At 40.9% G+C, this 15,364-nt stretch carries 20 protein-coding genes and 1 riboswitch; of the genes, 6 read left to right on the forward strand and 14 right to left on the reverse strand.

The annotated features are described in order from the left end of the window. Positions 1-212 precede the first annotated feature (212 nt). Positions 213-593, forward strand: a complete 381-nt coding sequence (locus tag MKX52_RS11010; protein WP_088000528.1) for a rhodanese-like domain-containing protein — start codon at positions 213-215, stop codon at positions 591-593. Positions 594-636: 43 nt separating this feature from the next. On the opposite strand, the gene gcvPB is transcribed toward MKX52_RS11010, so the two are convergent. The 3 genes from gcvPB to gcvT are packed head-to-tail and all read right to left on the reverse strand — an operon-like array spanning position 637 to position 4,547. Further along, positions 637-2,094 carry an aminomethyl-transferring glycine dehydrogenase subunit GcvPB gene (gene gcvPB / locus MKX52_RS11015; RefSeq protein WP_342490697.1) on the reverse strand — a complete coding sequence of 486 codons (1,458 nt, stop codon included), beginning with the start codon at positions 2,092-2,094 and terminating at the stop codon, positions 637-639. Beyond that, positions 2,087-3,433 carry an aminomethyl-transferring glycine dehydrogenase subunit GcvPA gene (gene gcvPA, locus MKX52_RS11020; protein WP_144470757.1) on the reverse strand — a complete coding sequence of 449 codons (1,347 nt, stop codon included), beginning with the start codon at positions 3,431-3,433 and terminating at the stop codon, positions 2,087-2,089. The genes gcvPB and gcvPA overlap by 8 nt, the downstream gene beginning before the upstream one ends. 16 nt (positions 3,434-3,449) lie before the next feature. Continuing rightward, positions 3,450-4,547 (reverse strand): glycine cleavage system aminomethyltransferase GcvT, encoded by a 1,098-nt coding sequence (gene gcvT, locus MKX52_RS11025; RefSeq protein WP_342490698.1) that lies wholly within the window; start codon positions 4,545-4,547, stop codon positions 3,450-3,452. 203 nt (positions 4,548-4,750) lie between these two features. Beyond that, positions 4,751-4,858, reverse strand: a riboswitch (glycine riboswitch). 250 nt (positions 4,859-5,108) lie between these two features. Here gcvT and MKX52_RS11030 point away from each other — a divergent pair. The 4 genes from MKX52_RS11030 to sinR all read left to right on the forward strand — a co-directional run bounded on the left by MKX52_RS11030 (position 5,109) and on the right by sinR (position 8,306). Next, positions 5,109-6,779, forward strand: coding sequence for an SNF2-related protein (locus tag MKX52_RS11030; protein WP_342490699.1), 1,671 nt, complete (start codon positions 5,109-5,111; stop codon positions 6,777-6,779). Positions 6,780-6,793: 14 nt separating this feature from the next. After that, on the forward strand, positions 6,794-7,591 hold the full coding sequence (locus MKX52_RS11035) for a YqhG family protein (protein ID WP_151020941.1): 798 nt from the start codon (positions 6,794-6,796) through the stop codon (positions 7,589-7,591). A gap of 181 nt (positions 7,592-7,772) precedes the next feature. Beyond that, positions 7,773-7,937: an anti-repressor SinI family protein gene (locus MKX52_RS11040; RefSeq protein WP_003217357.1), complete on the forward strand. Its 165-nt coding sequence runs from the start codon at positions 7,773-7,775 to the stop codon at positions 7,935-7,937. 33 nt (positions 7,938-7,970) lie between these two features. Next, positions 7,971-8,306, forward strand: a complete 336-nt coding sequence (gene sinR / locus MKX52_RS11045) for a transcriptional regulator SinR (RefSeq protein WP_012010555.1) — start codon at positions 7,971-7,973, stop codon at positions 8,304-8,306. 67 nt (positions 8,307-8,373) lie between these two features. Here the strand turns inward: sinR and MKX52_RS11050 are convergent, their stop codons facing one another. From MKX52_RS11050 to tapA, 3 genes are read right to left on the reverse strand one after another with little or no spacing between them, the layout of a single operon-like run. Next, positions 8,374-9,174: a TasA family protein gene (locus MKX52_RS11050; RefSeq protein WP_119125106.1), complete on the reverse strand. Its 801-nt coding sequence runs from the start codon at positions 9,172-9,174 to the stop codon at positions 8,374-8,376. 57 nt (positions 9,175-9,231) lie between these two features. Continuing rightward, positions 9,232-9,804 carry a signal peptidase I gene (locus MKX52_RS11055; protein ID WP_342490700.1) on the reverse strand — a complete coding sequence of 191 codons (573 nt, stop codon included), beginning with the start codon at positions 9,802-9,804 and terminating at the stop codon, positions 9,232-9,234. Positions 9,805-9,855: 51 nt separating this feature from the next. After that, positions 9,856-10,383 carry an amyloid fiber anchoring/assembly protein TapA gene (gene tapA / locus MKX52_RS11060; RefSeq protein WP_342490701.1) on the reverse strand — a complete coding sequence of 176 codons (528 nt, stop codon included), beginning with the start codon at positions 10,381-10,383 and terminating at the stop codon, positions 9,856-9,858. 299 nt (positions 10,384-10,682) lie between these two features. Here tapA and MKX52_RS11065 point away from each other — a divergent pair, with 299 nt between their 5' ends. Further along, positions 10,683-10,961 (forward strand): DUF3889 domain-containing protein, encoded by a 279-nt coding sequence (locus MKX52_RS11065; protein WP_061827416.1) that lies wholly within the window; start codon positions 10,683-10,685, stop codon positions 10,959-10,961. 33 nt (positions 10,962-10,994) lie between these two features. Here the strand turns inward: MKX52_RS11065 and MKX52_RS11070 are convergent, their stop codons facing one another. From MKX52_RS11070 to comGA, 8 genes are read right to left on the reverse strand one after another with little or no spacing between them, the layout of a single operon-like run. After that, positions 10,995-11,189 carry a YqzE family protein gene (locus tag MKX52_RS11070; protein ID WP_012010560.1) on the reverse strand — a complete coding sequence of 65 codons (195 nt, stop codon included), beginning with the start codon at positions 11,187-11,189 and terminating at the stop codon, positions 10,995-10,997. Positions 11,190-11,248: 59 nt separating this feature from the next. After that, on the reverse strand, positions 11,249-11,632 hold the full coding sequence (comGG, locus tag MKX52_RS11075; RefSeq protein ID WP_342490702.1) for a competence type IV pilus minor pilin ComGG: 384 nt from the start codon (positions 11,630-11,632) through the stop codon (positions 11,249-11,251). Then, entirely contained in the window at positions 11,629-12,129 is a 501-nt protein-coding gene (comGF, locus tag MKX52_RS11080; protein WP_342490703.1) for a competence type IV pilus minor pilin ComGF, read from the reverse strand. The genes comGG and comGF overlap by 4 nt, the downstream gene beginning before the upstream one ends. Next, a complete protein-coding gene (gene comGE / locus MKX52_RS11085) occupies positions 12,068-12,385 on the reverse strand; it encodes a competence type IV pilus minor pilin ComGE (protein WP_012010563.1) in 318 nt (105 codons plus the stop codon). The genes comGF and comGE overlap by 62 nt, the downstream gene beginning before the upstream one ends. Then, positions 12,369-12,815 carry a competence type IV pilus minor pilin ComGD gene (gene comGD / locus MKX52_RS11090; RefSeq protein ID WP_342490704.1) on the reverse strand — a complete coding sequence of 149 codons (447 nt, stop codon included), beginning with the start codon at positions 12,813-12,815 and terminating at the stop codon, positions 12,369-12,371. Before comGD ends, comGE begins: the two co-directional genes overlap by 17 nt. Continuing rightward, the gene (comGC, locus tag MKX52_RS11095; RefSeq protein WP_012010565.1) at positions 12,808-13,101 is read right to left on the reverse strand and encodes a competence type IV pilus major pilin ComGC; all 294 of its coding nucleotides are present in this window, start codon (positions 13,099-13,101) and stop codon (positions 12,808-12,810) included. Before comGC ends, comGD begins: the two co-directional genes overlap by 8 nt. 16 nt (positions 13,102-13,117) lie before the next feature. Next, entirely contained in the window at positions 13,118-14,197 is a 1,080-nt protein-coding gene (gene comGB / locus MKX52_RS11100) for a competence type IV pilus assembly protein ComGB (protein WP_342490705.1), read from the reverse strand. Then, positions 14,139-15,209 (reverse strand): competence type IV pilus ATPase ComGA, encoded by a 1,071-nt coding sequence (gene comGA / locus MKX52_RS11105; RefSeq protein WP_088000364.1) that lies wholly within the window; start codon positions 15,207-15,209, stop codon positions 14,139-14,141. The genes comGB and comGA overlap by 59 nt, the downstream gene beginning before the upstream one ends. Positions 15,210-15,364: the final 155 nt, after the last annotated feature.

Raw genomic sequence — 15,364 nt, forward strand, 5'->3', positions numbered from 1 at the left:
CCCTTCTCTTTTACGTAGTCAATGTTAGATGATGGTGATGGCCACCGATTTTCTCTCTTCATCAGTCTATCAAATAGGGAACGAATTGAAAATAATTCTTACCATTTATGATGACAAGTTTCTTTTGCTTTACTATAATAGTATTTGTCTAAAACGTACCATCAGACAGGCCACTGTGCTGATGCTCAAGAAGGAGTCGAGTTGTATTGTCAATGTTCAACTATATCGTCCTCGCACTTTGTGGACTTTTCGTTCTTTATTCTGTCGGCAGCTACATTTATCAGCAGCGTATTATGAAAACGCTGACGGAAGCAGAATTTATTAAAGGTTACCGCAAAGCTCAACTCATTGATGTGAGAGAGCCAAATGAGTTTGATGGCGGACATATTTTAGGGGCAAGAAACATCCCCCTTTCCCAGCTAAAACAGCGCAAAAATGAAATTCGTCCTGACAAGCCTGTTTATCTCTATTGCCAAAACAATTTGAGAAGCGGAAAAGCAGCGCAAACTTTACGTAAAAACGGCTGTCGTGAGATTTATAATTTAAAAGGCGGCTTTAAAAAATGGGGCGGCCGTATCAAAACGAAGAACTAACAAAAAAGACTCTGGGAGCATGATCCCCATGAGTCTTTTTTCTTTATCTTTCAAAAACGAGAACTGGATTTCGCGCGGCCTTTGTTTCGTCCATTCGTTTGACGACCGTCGTATGCGGCGCTTCCTGCACCACTTCTGGATTCTCTTCTACTTCTTTGGCAATCTGAATCATCGCTTCGATGAAGGCATCAAGAGTTTCTTTTGATTCTGTTTCAGTTGGTTCAATCATGATGCATTCCTCTACATTGAGCGGGAAGTAGATCGTTGGTGGATGATAGCCAAAATCAAGCAATCGTTTGGCAATATCGAGTGTGCGCACACCTAATTTTTTCTGACGTTTACCTGAAAGGACAAATTCATGCTTACAGTGCCGGTCAAATGGCAAATCAAAATGAGTGCTTAAGCGGCGCATCATATAGTTCGCATTTAACACAGCATTATCAGTTACAGCCTTTAAGCCATCTGGACCCATAGAGCGAATATACGCATATGCTCTGACGTTAATGCCGAAGTTACCATAGAACGGCTTCACGCGGCCAATTGATTTTGGTCGATCATCATCGAAATAAAAGCGACCTTCTTTCTTCACAAGCACTGGCTTTGGCAAGTACGGAATTAAATCCTTTTTTACGCCTACAGGACCTGAACCAGGACCTCCGCCTCCATGCGGACCTGTAAAGGTTTTATGAAGATTTAAATGAACAACGTCAAAGCCCATATCCCCCGGTCTTGCTCTGCTCAAAACAGCATTCAAGTTGGCTCCGTCATAATAAAGCTTGCCGCCAGCTCCATGAACGATTTCAGCCATTTCTAAAATATTTTCTTCAAATAGGCCGAGTGTATTCGGATTCGTCAGCATTAAAGCAGCAGTTTCTTCGTTAACAACACGGCGCAGGTCCTCTAAATCCACAAGCCCATTCTCATCAGATGCAACGGTAATGGTTTCAAATCCAGCCACTGTCGCAGATGCTGGGTTTGTTCCATGGGCAGAATCTGGCACAATGACTTTTGTTCGCTTATCGTCCCCTCTTGCTTCATGGTACGCACGGATCATCATGAGTCCTGTCCATTCACCGTGTGCTCCTGCCGCTGGCTGTAATGTCACAGCATCCATCCCCGTGATTTCTTCCAGATGATCACCTAGGTCATATAGCAATTCTAATGCTCCCTGCACAGTGTCTGCCTCTTGTAGTGGATGGACTTGCGCGAAGCCTGCAAGGCGTGCAACCTTTTCATTAATCTTTGGATTATATTTCATTGTACAAGAGCCAAGAGGATAAAATCCGGAATCGACCCCATGATTACGTCTTGATAATGCTGTATAATGACGCATAATATCAAGCTCAGATACTTCAGGAAGCTCAGCATCCTCATGACGGATGTACGTCTCATCAAATAAGGACGGGATCTCCTGTTCAGGTACATCTAAATCAGGCAGGCTATAACCAATTCTTCCTTCTTTGGATAATTCAAAAATAAGCGGCTGATCTTGTTTATTCATGGCGATCCCCCAATTCCTTAATGAACGTATCAATTTCTTCTTTTGTTCTTAGCTCTGTCACGGCGACAAGCATGTGATGTTGAAGCTCTGGGTAGTCTCTCCCTAAGTCGTAGCCGCCGATGATTCCTTTTTCAAGTAATCGTTTATTGGCTTCTTGTACCGGTTCTTGTAATTTGATGACAAATTCATTGAAATGGGCCCCTTCTACATCAGCAAGCAGTCCATATGCTTCTGCCTGCGTCTTCGCATAGTGGGCTTTTTGTACATTTTGATAGGCAATGTCTTTGATGCCTGTTTTTCCGAGTGCTGTCATGGCAACAGAAGCGGCTAATGCATTTAATGCCTGATTCGAACAAATATTAGACGTCGCTTTATCTCTTCGAATATGCTGCTCACGCGCTTGAAGGGTTAATACAAACCCACGAACACCATTTTCGTCTTCTGTCTGCCCGACTAAACGACCTGGCACTTTGCGCATCAACTTTTTCGTCACAGCAAAATATCCGCAATGTGGCCCGCCAAACGCTGCTGGAATGCCAAATGGCTGTGCATCACCAACAACAATGTCTGCTCCAAGTTTTCCTGGAGGCGTCAGTAACCCGAGTGCAAGCGGATTACTAGAGACAACGAACAGACTTTTTCCTTTATGTGCAATAGGTTCGATGTCTTTTAACGGTTCGACGACACCAAAAAAGTTTGGATATTGCACAAGAACGGCTGCTGTCTCGTCGCAGACAGCTTTTTCTAATGCCGCTAAGTCCGTCTGTCCTTTTTTCGCAGGCACTTCAACAACTTCTATGTGCTGTCCTTTGGCGTATGTTTTTAGCACGGCTCTTGCTTCAGGATGAACCGTTTCAGAAACAACGACTTTTTTCTTTTTTGTATGTCCAGCAGCTAGCATCGCCGCTTCAGCTAATGCTGTCCCGCCATCGTACATCGAGGAGTTAGCAAGGTCCATACCCGTCAGCTCAGCAATCATTGTTTGAAATTCAAAAATGGCTTGTAATTCACCTTGCGAGATCTCCGGCTGATAAGGTGTGTATGCTGTATAAAATTCAGAACGTGAGATGACATGATCCACAATGACAGGCTGGTAATGATCATATACACCGGCACCAAGAAACGATGCATAGGAAACCGTATCTTTATTCTTTGCAGCTAGTTGGGATAATTCCCTTACAAGCTCTGTTTCAGATGCGGCTGGTTTAATGTTATATGCTCCTTTAAATCTCACTTTTTCTGGGATATCTGAAAAAAGCTCATCAATCGACTGAACGCCGATGACATCCAGCATTTCTTTTTGATCTTGCTCGGTTTGCGGCAAATACCTATGCTTCATCCTCTATTCCCCCTCGTTATTTGGCTCTTTTATAAAATGGTGTTGCGACGATTTTCGCTTTTAGACGTTTTTTGCGAACTTGTACTTCTACCACTGTTCCAAGCTGCGCCTGAGAAGATTCGATTATAGCAATCCCGACATTTTTCTTTAATGTTGGGGATTGTGTGCCCGTTGTGACTACGCCAATCTGCTTTTCTCCTGAAAAGACCGGATAGTCTGTGCGCGGAATCCCTTTATCTATCATTTCAATGCCGACAAGCTTTCGCTTCGGCCCTTCTTCTTTTTGCTTCTTGAGCGCTTCTTTGCCAATAAAATTGGCTTCTTTATCCGTTTTGACCGCAAAGCCAATCCCGCCTTCTAATGGAGAGATATCTTTTGTTAGCTCCTGGCCATAAAGCGGAAGTCTTGCTTCAAATCTCAAGGTGTCTCGTGCACCAAGCCCACACGGTATTAACCCTTTTGGTGCGCCAACTTTTAATAAAGCCGACCAAATGTGGACCGCATCTTCTGACTGACAGTAAATTTCAAAGCCGTCTTCTCCAGTGTAGCCCGTTCTTGAAACAAGCACCTCTTTTTGAGCAACTTCAGCTTTTGAGAAAAATGTAAATGGCTTGAGCGATGTCACTTCTTCATCCGCTACATCTTTCATGATGTCAGCGGCAATAGGTCCTTGAAGGGCAAGCAAGGCGATTTCATCCGAGACATTCTGAATCAATACGTCGTTCTCACCTTGGTGCTGAAGCAGCCATTCCACATCTTTTTCGATATTAGATGCATTAATAACAAGCAAATAATCGTTCTCTTCTTTTTGGTAGACGAGCAGATCATCCACTGTCCCGCCATCTTCATAGCACATGGCTGTATATAGTGCCTTACCGTCTGTCAGCTTAGACACATCATTGGTTAATAACCTTTGTAAAAAAGGAAGGGCGTCTCGACCTTTGATTTCCACCTCACCCATGTGAGACACATCAAAAAGCCCTGCCTTTGTTCGAACAGCTTCGTGCTCTTCTTTAATGGAAGAAAATTGGACAGGTAATTCCCAGCCCCCGAAGTCAATGGTTTTTGCGCCAAACGTTTCATACGCATGAAAAAGCGGTGTTCGTTTCAACATCAATCGTTTCCCCCTTTTTTCTTTCAGTGCAGATCACAAGCTGAATTTTCAGAAAAAAATTACAGCAAAAAAGGACAGAGCGCTCCCTTTTATCAAAAAGAAGTCTCTGTCCTTGCACCTGAAAGTTTACAGCACAACATCATTGTGCGTTTTCCCCTTTGGTGGTTTGCTAAAAAACGATGAGCAAACACTCTCCAGAGTTGCGTCCGGTAAGAGTACTTTTGCCTGAGAGATTCACTGAAACGATTCAGCTTGCTCCTTCGGCGCCTGCCAGTGCTAAATAACCGCCAAGTCTCTCCCCATACCATCATCCGCTCATATTCTTCACATTTATTGGACATACTATCAAAATGGGTGACTTATTTTCTAGATCACTTACCAACATCCTACCATTAGAAACGGATGAAGAGCAATAAAAAAATCATTAACATTTCTTAAAAAACCATTCATTATCGTTCGCTTTTATTCAAATATCTAGTCTTTTCAAGACCTCTTAAAAAATGAAGCGTTTAAATACAGAACAATTTTATCCTCAACCTACTAGAAAGGCAGGCGACCACATTGAATATTCAAACGATTTTTGATCAGGATTGGGCAAGTGAATTTCAGCAGCGGCTAGCAGCAGACGGCCCCTGGGCAAACTGGGAAATGTACCGTTTAGCGGCGCAGATCCAAAAAGTCACAGCCATTGATTCATTTGAAGGACTGCAAGCTCCTGCCCATCTACCTGCATTCACGCCTTTAAAACATCAGCTTGAAGTAGCCAGAAGAGTCGTAGAAGAGATGAACGGAAAAGCCATTTTAGCAGATGAAGTGGGACTTGGAAAAACCGTAGAAGCAGGACTGATTATCAAAGAATATATGATTCGTGGACTTGCCAAGAAAATTCTCATACTCGTCCCCGCCTCTCTCGTATCTCAATGGGTACAGGAGCTGCGGACAAAATTTTATATTGATGCTGTCGAACAAAAAAAGAGCTACGTGTGGGAGCAGTGTGACGTCGTGGTTTCCTCCATTGATACAGCCAAAAGACAGCCGCACCGAGACACTATTTTATCCATTGCCTACGATATGGTCATTATTGATGAAGCACACAAACTGAAAAACAATAAAACGAAAAACTATGAATTTGTAAGAAATCTAAATAAGAAATTTTGTTTGTTGCTGACAGCGACGCCTATCCAAAACCGTATTGGAGAAATATTTAATCTTGTCTCCCTTCTGAAGCCAGGTCACCTAGGGAATGAACATCAGTTTAAAGATGTCTTTGCCAAAAAGGATTTACAGCTAGAAGACCATGACCGTTTAAAACAGCTAGTGAATAAAGTGATGATTCGTAACCGAAGACAAGACACAGGCATCGAGTGGACAAAACGGCATGTCAAAACGATTTCCATTGATTTCTCTCCAACGGAACAAGCATTATATGATGAAATCTGTAAGCTGAAAGAGAACCCGTCCTATACTAAACACATGTTTTCCATCATGACTTTGGAACGAGAATGCTGTTCAAGCCGCGAGGCGGTCTATATGACAATTAAAAAAATGCAGGAAGATGAAACACATATTCTTGGATCCTCTGCAATAGCGCAAATTATGGAGAAAATCAATGAAGTGCAGCAAAACACAAAGGCACTTGAAGTCGTCAAGCTTATTCAGCAGTTAAATGAAAAGGTCATTATTTTCACCGAATACCGCGCGACACAAATTTATTTACAATGGTTTCTTCAGCAAAATGGCATAAGCTCCGTTCCTTTTCGTGGCGGCTTTAAACGGGGCAAAAAGGATTGGATGAAAGATTTATTTAGAGAACGGGCACAAGTGTTAATTGCTACAGAAGCAGGCGGCGAAGGAATCAATCTTCAGTTTTGTAATCAAATCATCAACTACGATCTTCCGTGGAACCCGATGCGTCTAGAACAGCGGATTGGGCGTATCCACCGCCTTGGACAAGAACGGGATGTCCATATTTACAACATGGCAACAAACGGTACCGTTGAGGAACACGTCTTAAAACTTTTATACGAAAAAATTCAACTGTTCGAAAACGTCATTGGCGATCTAGATGATATTTTAACGCGAATCGATATCAAAGATGCCGAAACAAAGCTGCATCAGATTCTTTTTCAGCACGAATCAGACGGTGACATGAAAAAGAAATTAACCCAGTTTGCTTCCTATTTAACAGAAGCCAAAACACCCCTTTTAGAAAAAAGACAGCAAGGCTCATAAAGGAGAGTTGACCAATGGAGCAGCGTGACATACATACCTTTCTTCTTCGTTTCTTTCAGGCAAATCAGTGCGACATACTAGAAGAAAGTGCAGGACATATGACCGTACAGCTGACCGTCGATATGGATAAATTGATTATGAACCGCCCTTTTTATTGGCACTGGCTCGAAAAAACTGGTGGTGTTCCAGAGCCGCGGCAATTGACCCTCATCACCGATCAAAAAAAAGTGGGCGATACGATTGAGGGTGAATTTATCCACTTCGGCTCCCCTCGTTTATTTCAGATTTTTGAAGCTGTCAAACAGCAAGGCCGATTTATCCGTCTCTATGAACGAGTTACTCCGCTCATGAAGAACCAGATTGCACTCGAGCCTTGGCTTGGTCTCAATGTGAAAATTTCTTATCTCGCAGATCGAAAGAAGGATAAGCTTTTGTCACTAGGACTTCATCTAATACGCGGAGAAGTTGTTGAACAATTTCAAGAAAAGCTGGAAACCCGTGAGCTGTCATCTCAAATTCCCGATTATTGCTTTACGATGAGTACGATGATTAAGCCAGAAAGCGGAGTCAAACGGCTCTACAGTTTAATGGAGCATTACGCCCATGAAGAACCAGATGATTGGGCGGTAAGAGCTGTTCAAAAATGGAAAGAAGACACTGAACTTTTAAACCAATTTTATGAAGGGACTTCAGACACGTCTGTAGAATATGAAATAGAAAGACAAGCACTCAAAACTTTATATGAACCAAAAATCAGTCTTACGATTGAAAATGGCGGACTTTTTTACTTACAGCAAAAAAGAGGAGGCTGACCTATAGGTCCCCTCCTTTCATGTGACGTACAATTTTCGATCAGCCAAAAGCAACGTTTGTCTGTTTGTATTGGGCGGAAAAATGACGCAAGCAAACTATGAGGTCTTACCACCTGTGTCTTTCCATTTCATGCGTTAAGTGCCTGAAATACATGATTCAGTATTTTAGGAGGGTATTTGTATGGAAAAGAAAACGAACATATTAGACAGTGAATGGGTTCAATTATTACTTGAAGCTCGTAAAGCAGGGCTAACAGTTGAAGAAGTCCGTCAATTCCTCAAATCAAGTGAAAAGTCCTCTGAGTCTCACCCTCTGGTAAGAAGTCATTCTATCAAACCTTTCTGAATGTGCTATAATATCGAAAGGAAGGTGATGACATTGATTGGCCAGCGTATTAAACAATACCGCAATGAAAAAGGCTACTCACTATCAGAACTGGCCGAAAAGGCTGGGGTAGCGAAGTCTTATTTAAGCTCAATAGAAAGAAACTTGCAAACAAACCCCTCCATTCAATTTCTTGAAAAAGTCTCCGCTGTTCTGGACGTCTCGGTTCATACACTGTTACACGAAAAAGATGAAACCGAATACGATGGTCAATTAGATAGTGAATGGGAAAAACTAGTTCGAGATGCAATGACATCAGGGGTTTCGAAAAAGCAATTTCGTGAATTTTTAGATTATCAAATCTGGAGAAAAAAGCAAGAAGAGGAGTAAAGCGCACATTTTAGCGCATACTCCTCCAATTGCTATGCAGAACTTGATATCAGCCTAAAGACTGGCTTTATTTTTTATCTTCGCTGTGTGCTTTTTCGTTTTCTTTCACGTAGCCTTTTTCATCCGTATGCTTTTTGGGATTGATCGTTAAACCATTCCACTGAGTCGCTTCGAAGGAAAGATCAATTTGAATCGCATCGCCTTGGTATTTATTTTGGATATAGTGACCATCTTTATCCTTCGTCTGGTCATTGACAAATTCAATGATCATTTCCATTTTATCGTAATCAAACGGGTTCTTTGGAATACCGTCATACTCTGGAGCCACTGTTCCATCAACAGTTGCTACATTAATCTTCCCACTTTCATGTAAAAACTTCTCATCAACGGCATGACGAAGCTTTTCAAATGCGGTCTGATCCTGTTTTGCCGTTAGTTGATGCAAATCAAGCAGGTTTGCAGCGTCTAAGATAATATTTTTCGGATAACCATTTCCACCTTCGGCTCCAACCGTTAGAACACTCACCTGAAACTGACTAAGAAATTCTTCAGCTGTATTCTTACCGCCATTTTTCGCGGAAGCTCCATCCTGATACTGGCTGTAATCAAGACTCATCAGCACTTGATTGATCGCAAGTGATCCTTTATTTTCAAAATTAAATTCCTTCTTGATGCGATCACCAGGTTTTAAGTTTGAAAGGTTGATGGCGCCGGAGTTCTCTTTTGCAGATAAATCTAGCTCTCCTGTGGAGTAGACCGCATTTGCCGTTTCTATATCATTAAACGCCGCCCATGTCCCCCCACCGATTAATGCCAGGCCTAAAGCCCCTGATAATACACCTAAACGAATTGACCTTTTCTTTGCCATGAATGAACCCCCTAATAAATTGTTTTATTGAAACCTAATTAGGTTACAAACGAAAATTTAAGCTTGTTCCTCTGACATCTGTAAATCAGCCGTGTGTCTTCGATGTTTTGCAGCTCCCACAAAATGAAGAGTTGAATAAACGAGCAGCATCACACCTGGTATAATGAGCAGCAACGCGGTTCCAGCCGAAGTTCCTGCATACGAAAGAAGCTTTCCTGCATAAGGAATGTTCACACCCGTATACTGCGCACTCACCTGATCCGCTTTTACTAGTGTGCCGTCCTGATACATATTCTGATCACCTTTCGTCTCAAAGGCTTTATTTAATCCCTTGCCTTTCACCCCAACAATTCGGTGGGTCACATATGACTGGTCCTGCTTCGTTTGAAACGTGATAATATCTCCTTTTTTAAGCGACTCCGGTGAAGTCACTTCTTTTACGACAATGAGTGAGCCAGTCGAAAATTCCGGTTCCATTGAGCCAGATAATACTTGCTTGAATTGATAACCGAAAATTTGAGGATCTCCTCCTGTCGTTCTTGATGACAATACGACAATAATACATGCAATCATCACCGTGAATACCACCACATAAAGAATACTTCCTGACATCTTCATCCATTTTTTCATGACCTCTTCTCCCCTTTACCTATCATTATTTCATTTCAAAGACAGCTCCATTTAAGATACCTTTTCTGGACACTTTGCGAGCTGCATAGTTTTAGACCATATAAATGCCTCTTCAGATCCTTCAAAACCTTTAGGATAATAGATTTTAAACGCATAAATTCCATTCGTTTTTGCTTTATCTGTCGTGACAGTGGTTGTTTCTTGTGAAAGAAGGGACTGTATAGAGCCTTTTTCAAGAATATGACCATCTTGTAACGGCTTCTGCTCACTTTTCACTTTATGTAATTCCCAATTCCATTCAGAGTGTGCAATAGGTTGTCCACTATTTTTTAATGTGATGCTCAAGCTTTGAGGTGCGCAGACTGTTCCTTTGATCATTGTTTGATCGATGAATTCCAAATCACTTCTATCCCATTTGATAGGCTGACAATGCTGATCCGTTTGTTCAAAATTTTCACATGTTTTCATGACAAAGTTTGAGTACTCAACATCGTTAAAAGAAGCGTTCGTTGTTGAGATCAAGAGAGACGTGAAGATCAAAAAAATGGCACAAAAGAGTACAAAGAGCGACTGTTTCATTCATTCTCCAACTCCTTGAACGATTGTTCTTTAAAAAGAACGATTACATACAGTATAAGGAAATACCTATAAAATCCAAAACGTCAAATTAGTCCATTTTGTTCTTAAACAAGAATGATTACGAGAAATTTCTTCCATTTTCTCATTCTTTCGCCGTATTCAATATTTTTTTGTGTGACATTTGTACTTCTTAAAAATTTACATAAAAGTGCAGCATTTGGTCACAATAATAGTAGATGAGGTGATGTGAAGTGAAATATGGAAAGCTGATAATCATGCTCAGTTTACTATTTGGTCCTATGATACTAGACGCCAATCCTGCGGATGCGAGAGGTTTCCTTGCCGCAGCAGATCAATGGGAAACACGGGCAGTCAAAGAAGCAAAGAAACGATATCCGCTAACGCAAGTCTTATTCAAACAAAAAGTATGGGACCGTCATCGTGAGAAGGAATCTGTGAAACAGTATCATATTACGTTAAAAGACCACACCAAAGAATTTGGGGTATATGTCACTATTTCTTATAACCCTTACTCAAACAAGGTCAATAAAGTGATTGTTGTAGAAGAATATAGCTAAAGAGGCATAAAAAAACCGCCTGCTGGCGGCTTTTTACTTTTGACGATGTCGTTTACGTTTTTTTAGCATCATTGAAAATCCAAACGGCAGAACCCCAAATAAACGCTGTGAAAATGGCGGTTTCGTTTGCAATTTCTCTTGTTTATGTTCCTTCCGTTCGTCTCGCGGTGTATTCATATATTTAATGATTTCCTGCGTCATATATTTTACATAGTCATTGGTTTTCAAGCACATTCACCTCTTCTTTCTTCAAGTGTTACCAGGAAGAGGATCATTTTATACACTGACTATTCACGGTTTGCCCATCTCATGATTTCACCGGTCTGCCCATCCAGCACGAGTTCCCGTTCATCTGATAAACCATCTTTTGTTTTCACACTAACTAACATGCTGATACGATTTTTCTTTTGATCACATGTCACCTGCTTTAATGTCACTCGGCCTTCTTCAGTGTCAATAGGGGTATGCTGCTTTTCACACAAATGATGTAATGTACGGACAGCTTCACTCACCCCCACCCTGAAAAGCTGCTGTTTTTTATAAAACGAAATCGTCAGCTCTGCACTTCTCAACTCTTTTTGAAACCCAATCGTCATCGCCCCTAGGATCAAAAGAAAAAATAGAATCGCAGCCAGTACTTGCGGATAAATAAATCCTCCTTCCCTTTTCATAATGTAGGAACCACTCCTTTATATATGAAAAAAATGGCTTCATACACCTTACCAGATTCATCTGTAACTTTAAGAATAGCCCTATGCTGATTAGTCCTCACGCGACATTCTTTCACCTTTTGTAATAAAGGAAGATGGCCTGCCTGATCCATTCGCTTTCGAAGCATCTCTTGATATGGCTCAATCGTTACGACTCGCCCTTGATCAGATACATATTCTAACGCTTTACCTCCTTGCACCGATCGAATAGCCGTTGCTCGGCTTAATTCTTCATCTAATTGCAGGACAGTCTGTTTCCACTCCATTTGTGAAAATCGGTTCATCTCTTCAAAAGGATGAGCTTTCGTAGCTGTTGAAAAGAGCAGGACACAGCCAAAAGAAAGGAACAAAAATAGCTGCAATTGCCATAGAGCCTGGACAAGCGTAAAACCTTGTTCACCGTTCATCAGCCTGATGAAAGCATATGGTCTGCTTTTTGTGTAAGTTGTATGATACACATCCCTTCTCTTTACCCCAATTGAATACATATGTGATGTCGCCTCGCTTCTTTTTGACAGAAGATTTTGTACCATCTATGAACGATTCATTCATCTGTTCATGCAAAATTTGGTAAGCTTCAAGTTTGGCTCTTACTTCCTTTTTCCCTAACATGATTTTTTCATAGGCTGGCATGAGCACAATGGCTACAAATAGGAAAATATGACAAGCAAACAGCGTTTCAATCGTACTAAACCCTCTATTTCTTTTGAACATGGATTCGCCCGCTTCCTAAATAGATCGTGAGCTTATACGTTTGACTGCCAAATTGAATGATAAGAGACCCGCCGCTGCTTGGATGTCCGTTAACATTAAAATAGATACCTTGTGGAAATGTAGAAGCCTTAATGCTTCCTTTTTGATGCTGAAAAGAAGCAATGACTTCACCATCCTTTTGATCGATTACTTGATACGATACATGTGGCAGATAGAATTCCACATACACACGTGTTTTTTTGACAAATGCAGTATAAGCAGCCAATTGAAAATCCTGTTTCATGATGTTCACTTGTCTTTTCGCTTCAGCGCCTTCTATTACATTTGGGATTTTCACTCCAATGATCAACATTAGAATCGATAAAACCAGTACGATCATTAGCTGTTCTATGAGGGTAAAACCCTTCTCATGAAAAATTAATTTATTCATGCTTCACATGGCCGTTTTGAATGACAATCGCTTTTCCATTAGGACACGTTAATCCCTTTTTGACATAGCCTTCTTTTTCTAATTCAGCTAAAGATGGTGTTCTGCCATCGTGCTCTAATTCATATGCCATCACCTGTGTGCTTACCATTGATTTAAGCCCTTCACAGCCCTTTGCTTGAATCGTTTGATGATGACGAGTGATATTCGGAATGGTAATAAGTAAAAGAATTGAAATCACAAGCATGACAATTAACATTTCTAACAGAGTAAATCCTTTATCATTCATGTCTTTGTCCTCCTTCTTACACTTGCTCCATCAGTTGATACATTGGTAAAAGAATAGATAAATACACAATGAGTATTAGAATTGCCGTCAGTCCATAGATAACCGGCTGTAGCCACGACACCCATTTTTCAATTTTTAGCTCTGCATTCTCTAATAGAAATTGGCTGTACGTGTACATTTCTCTTGCAAGCATTCCGCTCGCTTCACCATGCTCGATGACAGCTGCAAAATGTTTTTCAAAAAATGGAGAAATGCTCACTTGATATGCCATGCTCTCTCCTTTTCTTAACTCTTCAATCATCTGTACTGATATTTCTTGAAGAAAGGGTAAGTAGCTTTGCTGCTTAAAAGCTAGCAAGCTCTCGTACATCGATAATCCAGCCTGAAGCAGTCCGCTTAACTGTAGAGAGAAAAGGTACGTATGCATGAGCCGCATTCCTTTATATAAAAAAGGAAATCTGCTGAGTACTCTCAGCTTCTCAAGGGTGGATTTTTTCCTAAAAAAGAACGTATAGTATCCAGTCAGACAAATACACGCACAGCCGATGAGAAGGAGAGATACATGCAACAATTGGAAAAGTCCAAACATACCTTGAATCAACCATGACATTCGGGTGTCCATCGAGGAGTACAAGAGAGAAAATTGAGGAATGATCATTTGCTGAACAAGAATGAGCACGATCAAAACCGTAAAGATGAGGAAAATCGGGTAACGTAACATGCGTTTAAACATGTCTGTCTGTTTGATTTTTTTCTCTAAAAACCGTGCGCTTTGTTCAAGTGCTGTTGCTAGACTGCCATGCTTTTCGGAAAAACTTAAAATGGCGATGACTTCCCGCTGAAATTGGAGTTTTTCTAGCACAATATAAAAAGGCTCCCCTTCGAGCAACCACTGAATGCCCTGTGTTAATTGTTGCTGCTGTTTATTCGACAACTGAATATTCACCATTGTTAATGCCTCAATCAATGTATATCCAGCCTGAATCAATTGAGAAAGTTTTGATAGACATTCCGCTTGATCCTTTTTAGACCACGCTTTAGAGGCTTGCTTCTTCATAAACCCAGCGATGATAGGTGTTTTTCGATAAATAGCCAAGTGCCACTCCTTTACGAATTAATCTTTGCAGTGTTTCATATGACGAGTGAGCATATTCTCCTTTTGCCTCCTTAATACACTCACCAAGCTCTTTTCCGAACAGCAGTTCAAATACATTTGTTCGTCTGACCGGTCGATTTAATTTACAGTAAAGCTGACATGTTTCTCCGCAAAAAGGACAGGTGAGATCAATTAATCGCTGCGCAGCAATCGCCACCATTGTTTGTTCAAGTTCATTCATTGTGACACCAAATTCAAGCATACGATAAAGAGCTCCTTTTGCATTTTTTGCATGGAGTGTACTCATCACTAAATGGCCTGTCAGCGCTGCTCTAATTGCCGTTCGGGCCGTTTCAGCATCTCTTATTTCTCCTAGCACAATCATATCTGGATCATGCCTTAAAATAGCACGTAATCCTGCGGCATATGTGATGCCGGCTTTTTCATTTACTTGAACCTGTAACACTTCTTCATTTCTTGTTTCTACTGGATCTTCAAGTGTAATAATATTTCGATTGAAATTCTTTTTTGCAAACTGGATCAATGAATAGAGGGTTGTTGTTTTCCCTGAATTGGTTGGACCGGTAAATAAAATCAGCCCATGCGAATGATTCAAAAACGATAATAATCTGGTGGAGGCTTTCGGAAATAGTGACAGATGTTTTATTTTCGGAACATGATCCTGTGGCAATATTCTAATCACTAAACTCTCATCATTTACAGTTGGTAAGGTAGACATTCGAATAAACACCTGGCCGCTTCTTAGCATCACAGCTAGTGATCCATTTTGAGGTCTCCTTTTTTCCCCAATATCCATAGAAGATACAAATTTAAAATGAGCAATGAGTCGCTCGCCGCTTTTTTTATCAATAGTTCTTTGCTGAATTAAGTCTGAGTCTACGCGGAAAGATACCGACGCTTCCTTTTCCTTTGGAACAATGTGCACATCAGATGCTCTCATTCGGCATGCTTCTTCTAGCAGCTCTTGTCCTAAATATTCAATCCCATACAAATGGTTCACTCCCTTCTCTGACCATATTGTAAGTCGGAGGAATCTGTCTGACAAAAGTGCAATTTTACTTTTTAACGCCTAATCAAACGAAAAAATCATCAGCTTGCGATGGAAAACGTGGTTTTTAAAAAAAGTGCATATAAAAAAACCTGACT

This window comes from Bacillus sp. FSL R5-0422 (assembly GCF_038610765.1).
Taxonomy (GTDB): domain Bacteria; phylum Bacillota; class Bacilli; order Bacillales; family Bacillaceae; genus Bacillus; species Bacillus pumilus_O.

Coding starts and splice junctions, on each gene's coding strand:
- MKX52_RS11010 (WP_088000528.1), top strand. CDS start 213: ATGTTCAACTATATCGTCCTCGCACTTTGTGGACTTTTCGTTCTTTAT.
- gcvPB (WP_342490697.1), bottom strand. CDS start 2,094: ATGAATAAACAAGATCAGCCGCTTATTTTTGAATTATCCAAAGAAGGA.
- gcvPA (WP_144470757.1), bottom strand. CDS start 3,433: ATGAAGCATAGGTATTTGCCGCAAACCGAGCAAGATCAAAAAGAAATG.
- gcvT (WP_342490698.1), bottom strand. CDS start 4,547: ATGTTGAAACGAACACCGCTTTTTCATGCGTATGAAACGTTTGGCGCA.
- MKX52_RS11035 (WP_151020941.1), top strand. CDS start 6,794: ATGGAGCAGCGTGACATACATACCTTTCTTCTTCGTTTCTTTCAGGCA.
- MKX52_RS11040 (WP_003217357.1), top strand. CDS start 7,773: ATGGAAAAGAAAACGAACATATTAGACAGTGAATGGGTTCAATTATTA.
- MKX52_RS11050 (WP_119125106.1), bottom strand. CDS start 9,174: ATGGCAAAGAAAAGGTCAATTCGTTTAGGTGTATTATCAGGGGCTTTA.
- MKX52_RS11055 (WP_342490700.1), bottom strand. CDS start 9,804: ATGAAAAAATGGATGAAGATGTCAGGAAGTATTCTTTATGTGGTGGTA.
- tapA (WP_342490701.1), bottom strand. CDS start 10,383: ATGAAACAGTCGCTCTTTGTACTCTTTTGTGCCATTTTTTTGATCTTC.
- MKX52_RS11065 (WP_061827416.1), top strand. CDS start 10,683: ATGATACTAGACGCCAATCCTGCGGATGCGAGAGGTTTCCTTGCCGCA.
- comGG (WP_342490702.1), bottom strand. CDS start 11,632: ATGAAAAGGGAAGGAGGATTTATTTATCCGCAAGTACTGGCTGCGATT.
- comGE (WP_012010563.1), bottom strand. CDS start 12,385: ATGTTCAAAAGAAATAGAGGGTTTAGTACGATTGAAACGCTGTTTGCT.
- comGD (WP_342490704.1), bottom strand. CDS start 12,815: ATGAATAAATTAATTTTTCATGAGAAGGGTTTTACCCTCATAGAACAG.
- comGC (WP_012010565.1), bottom strand. CDS start 13,101: ATGAATGATAAAGGATTTACTCTGTTAGAAATGTTAATTGTCATGCTT.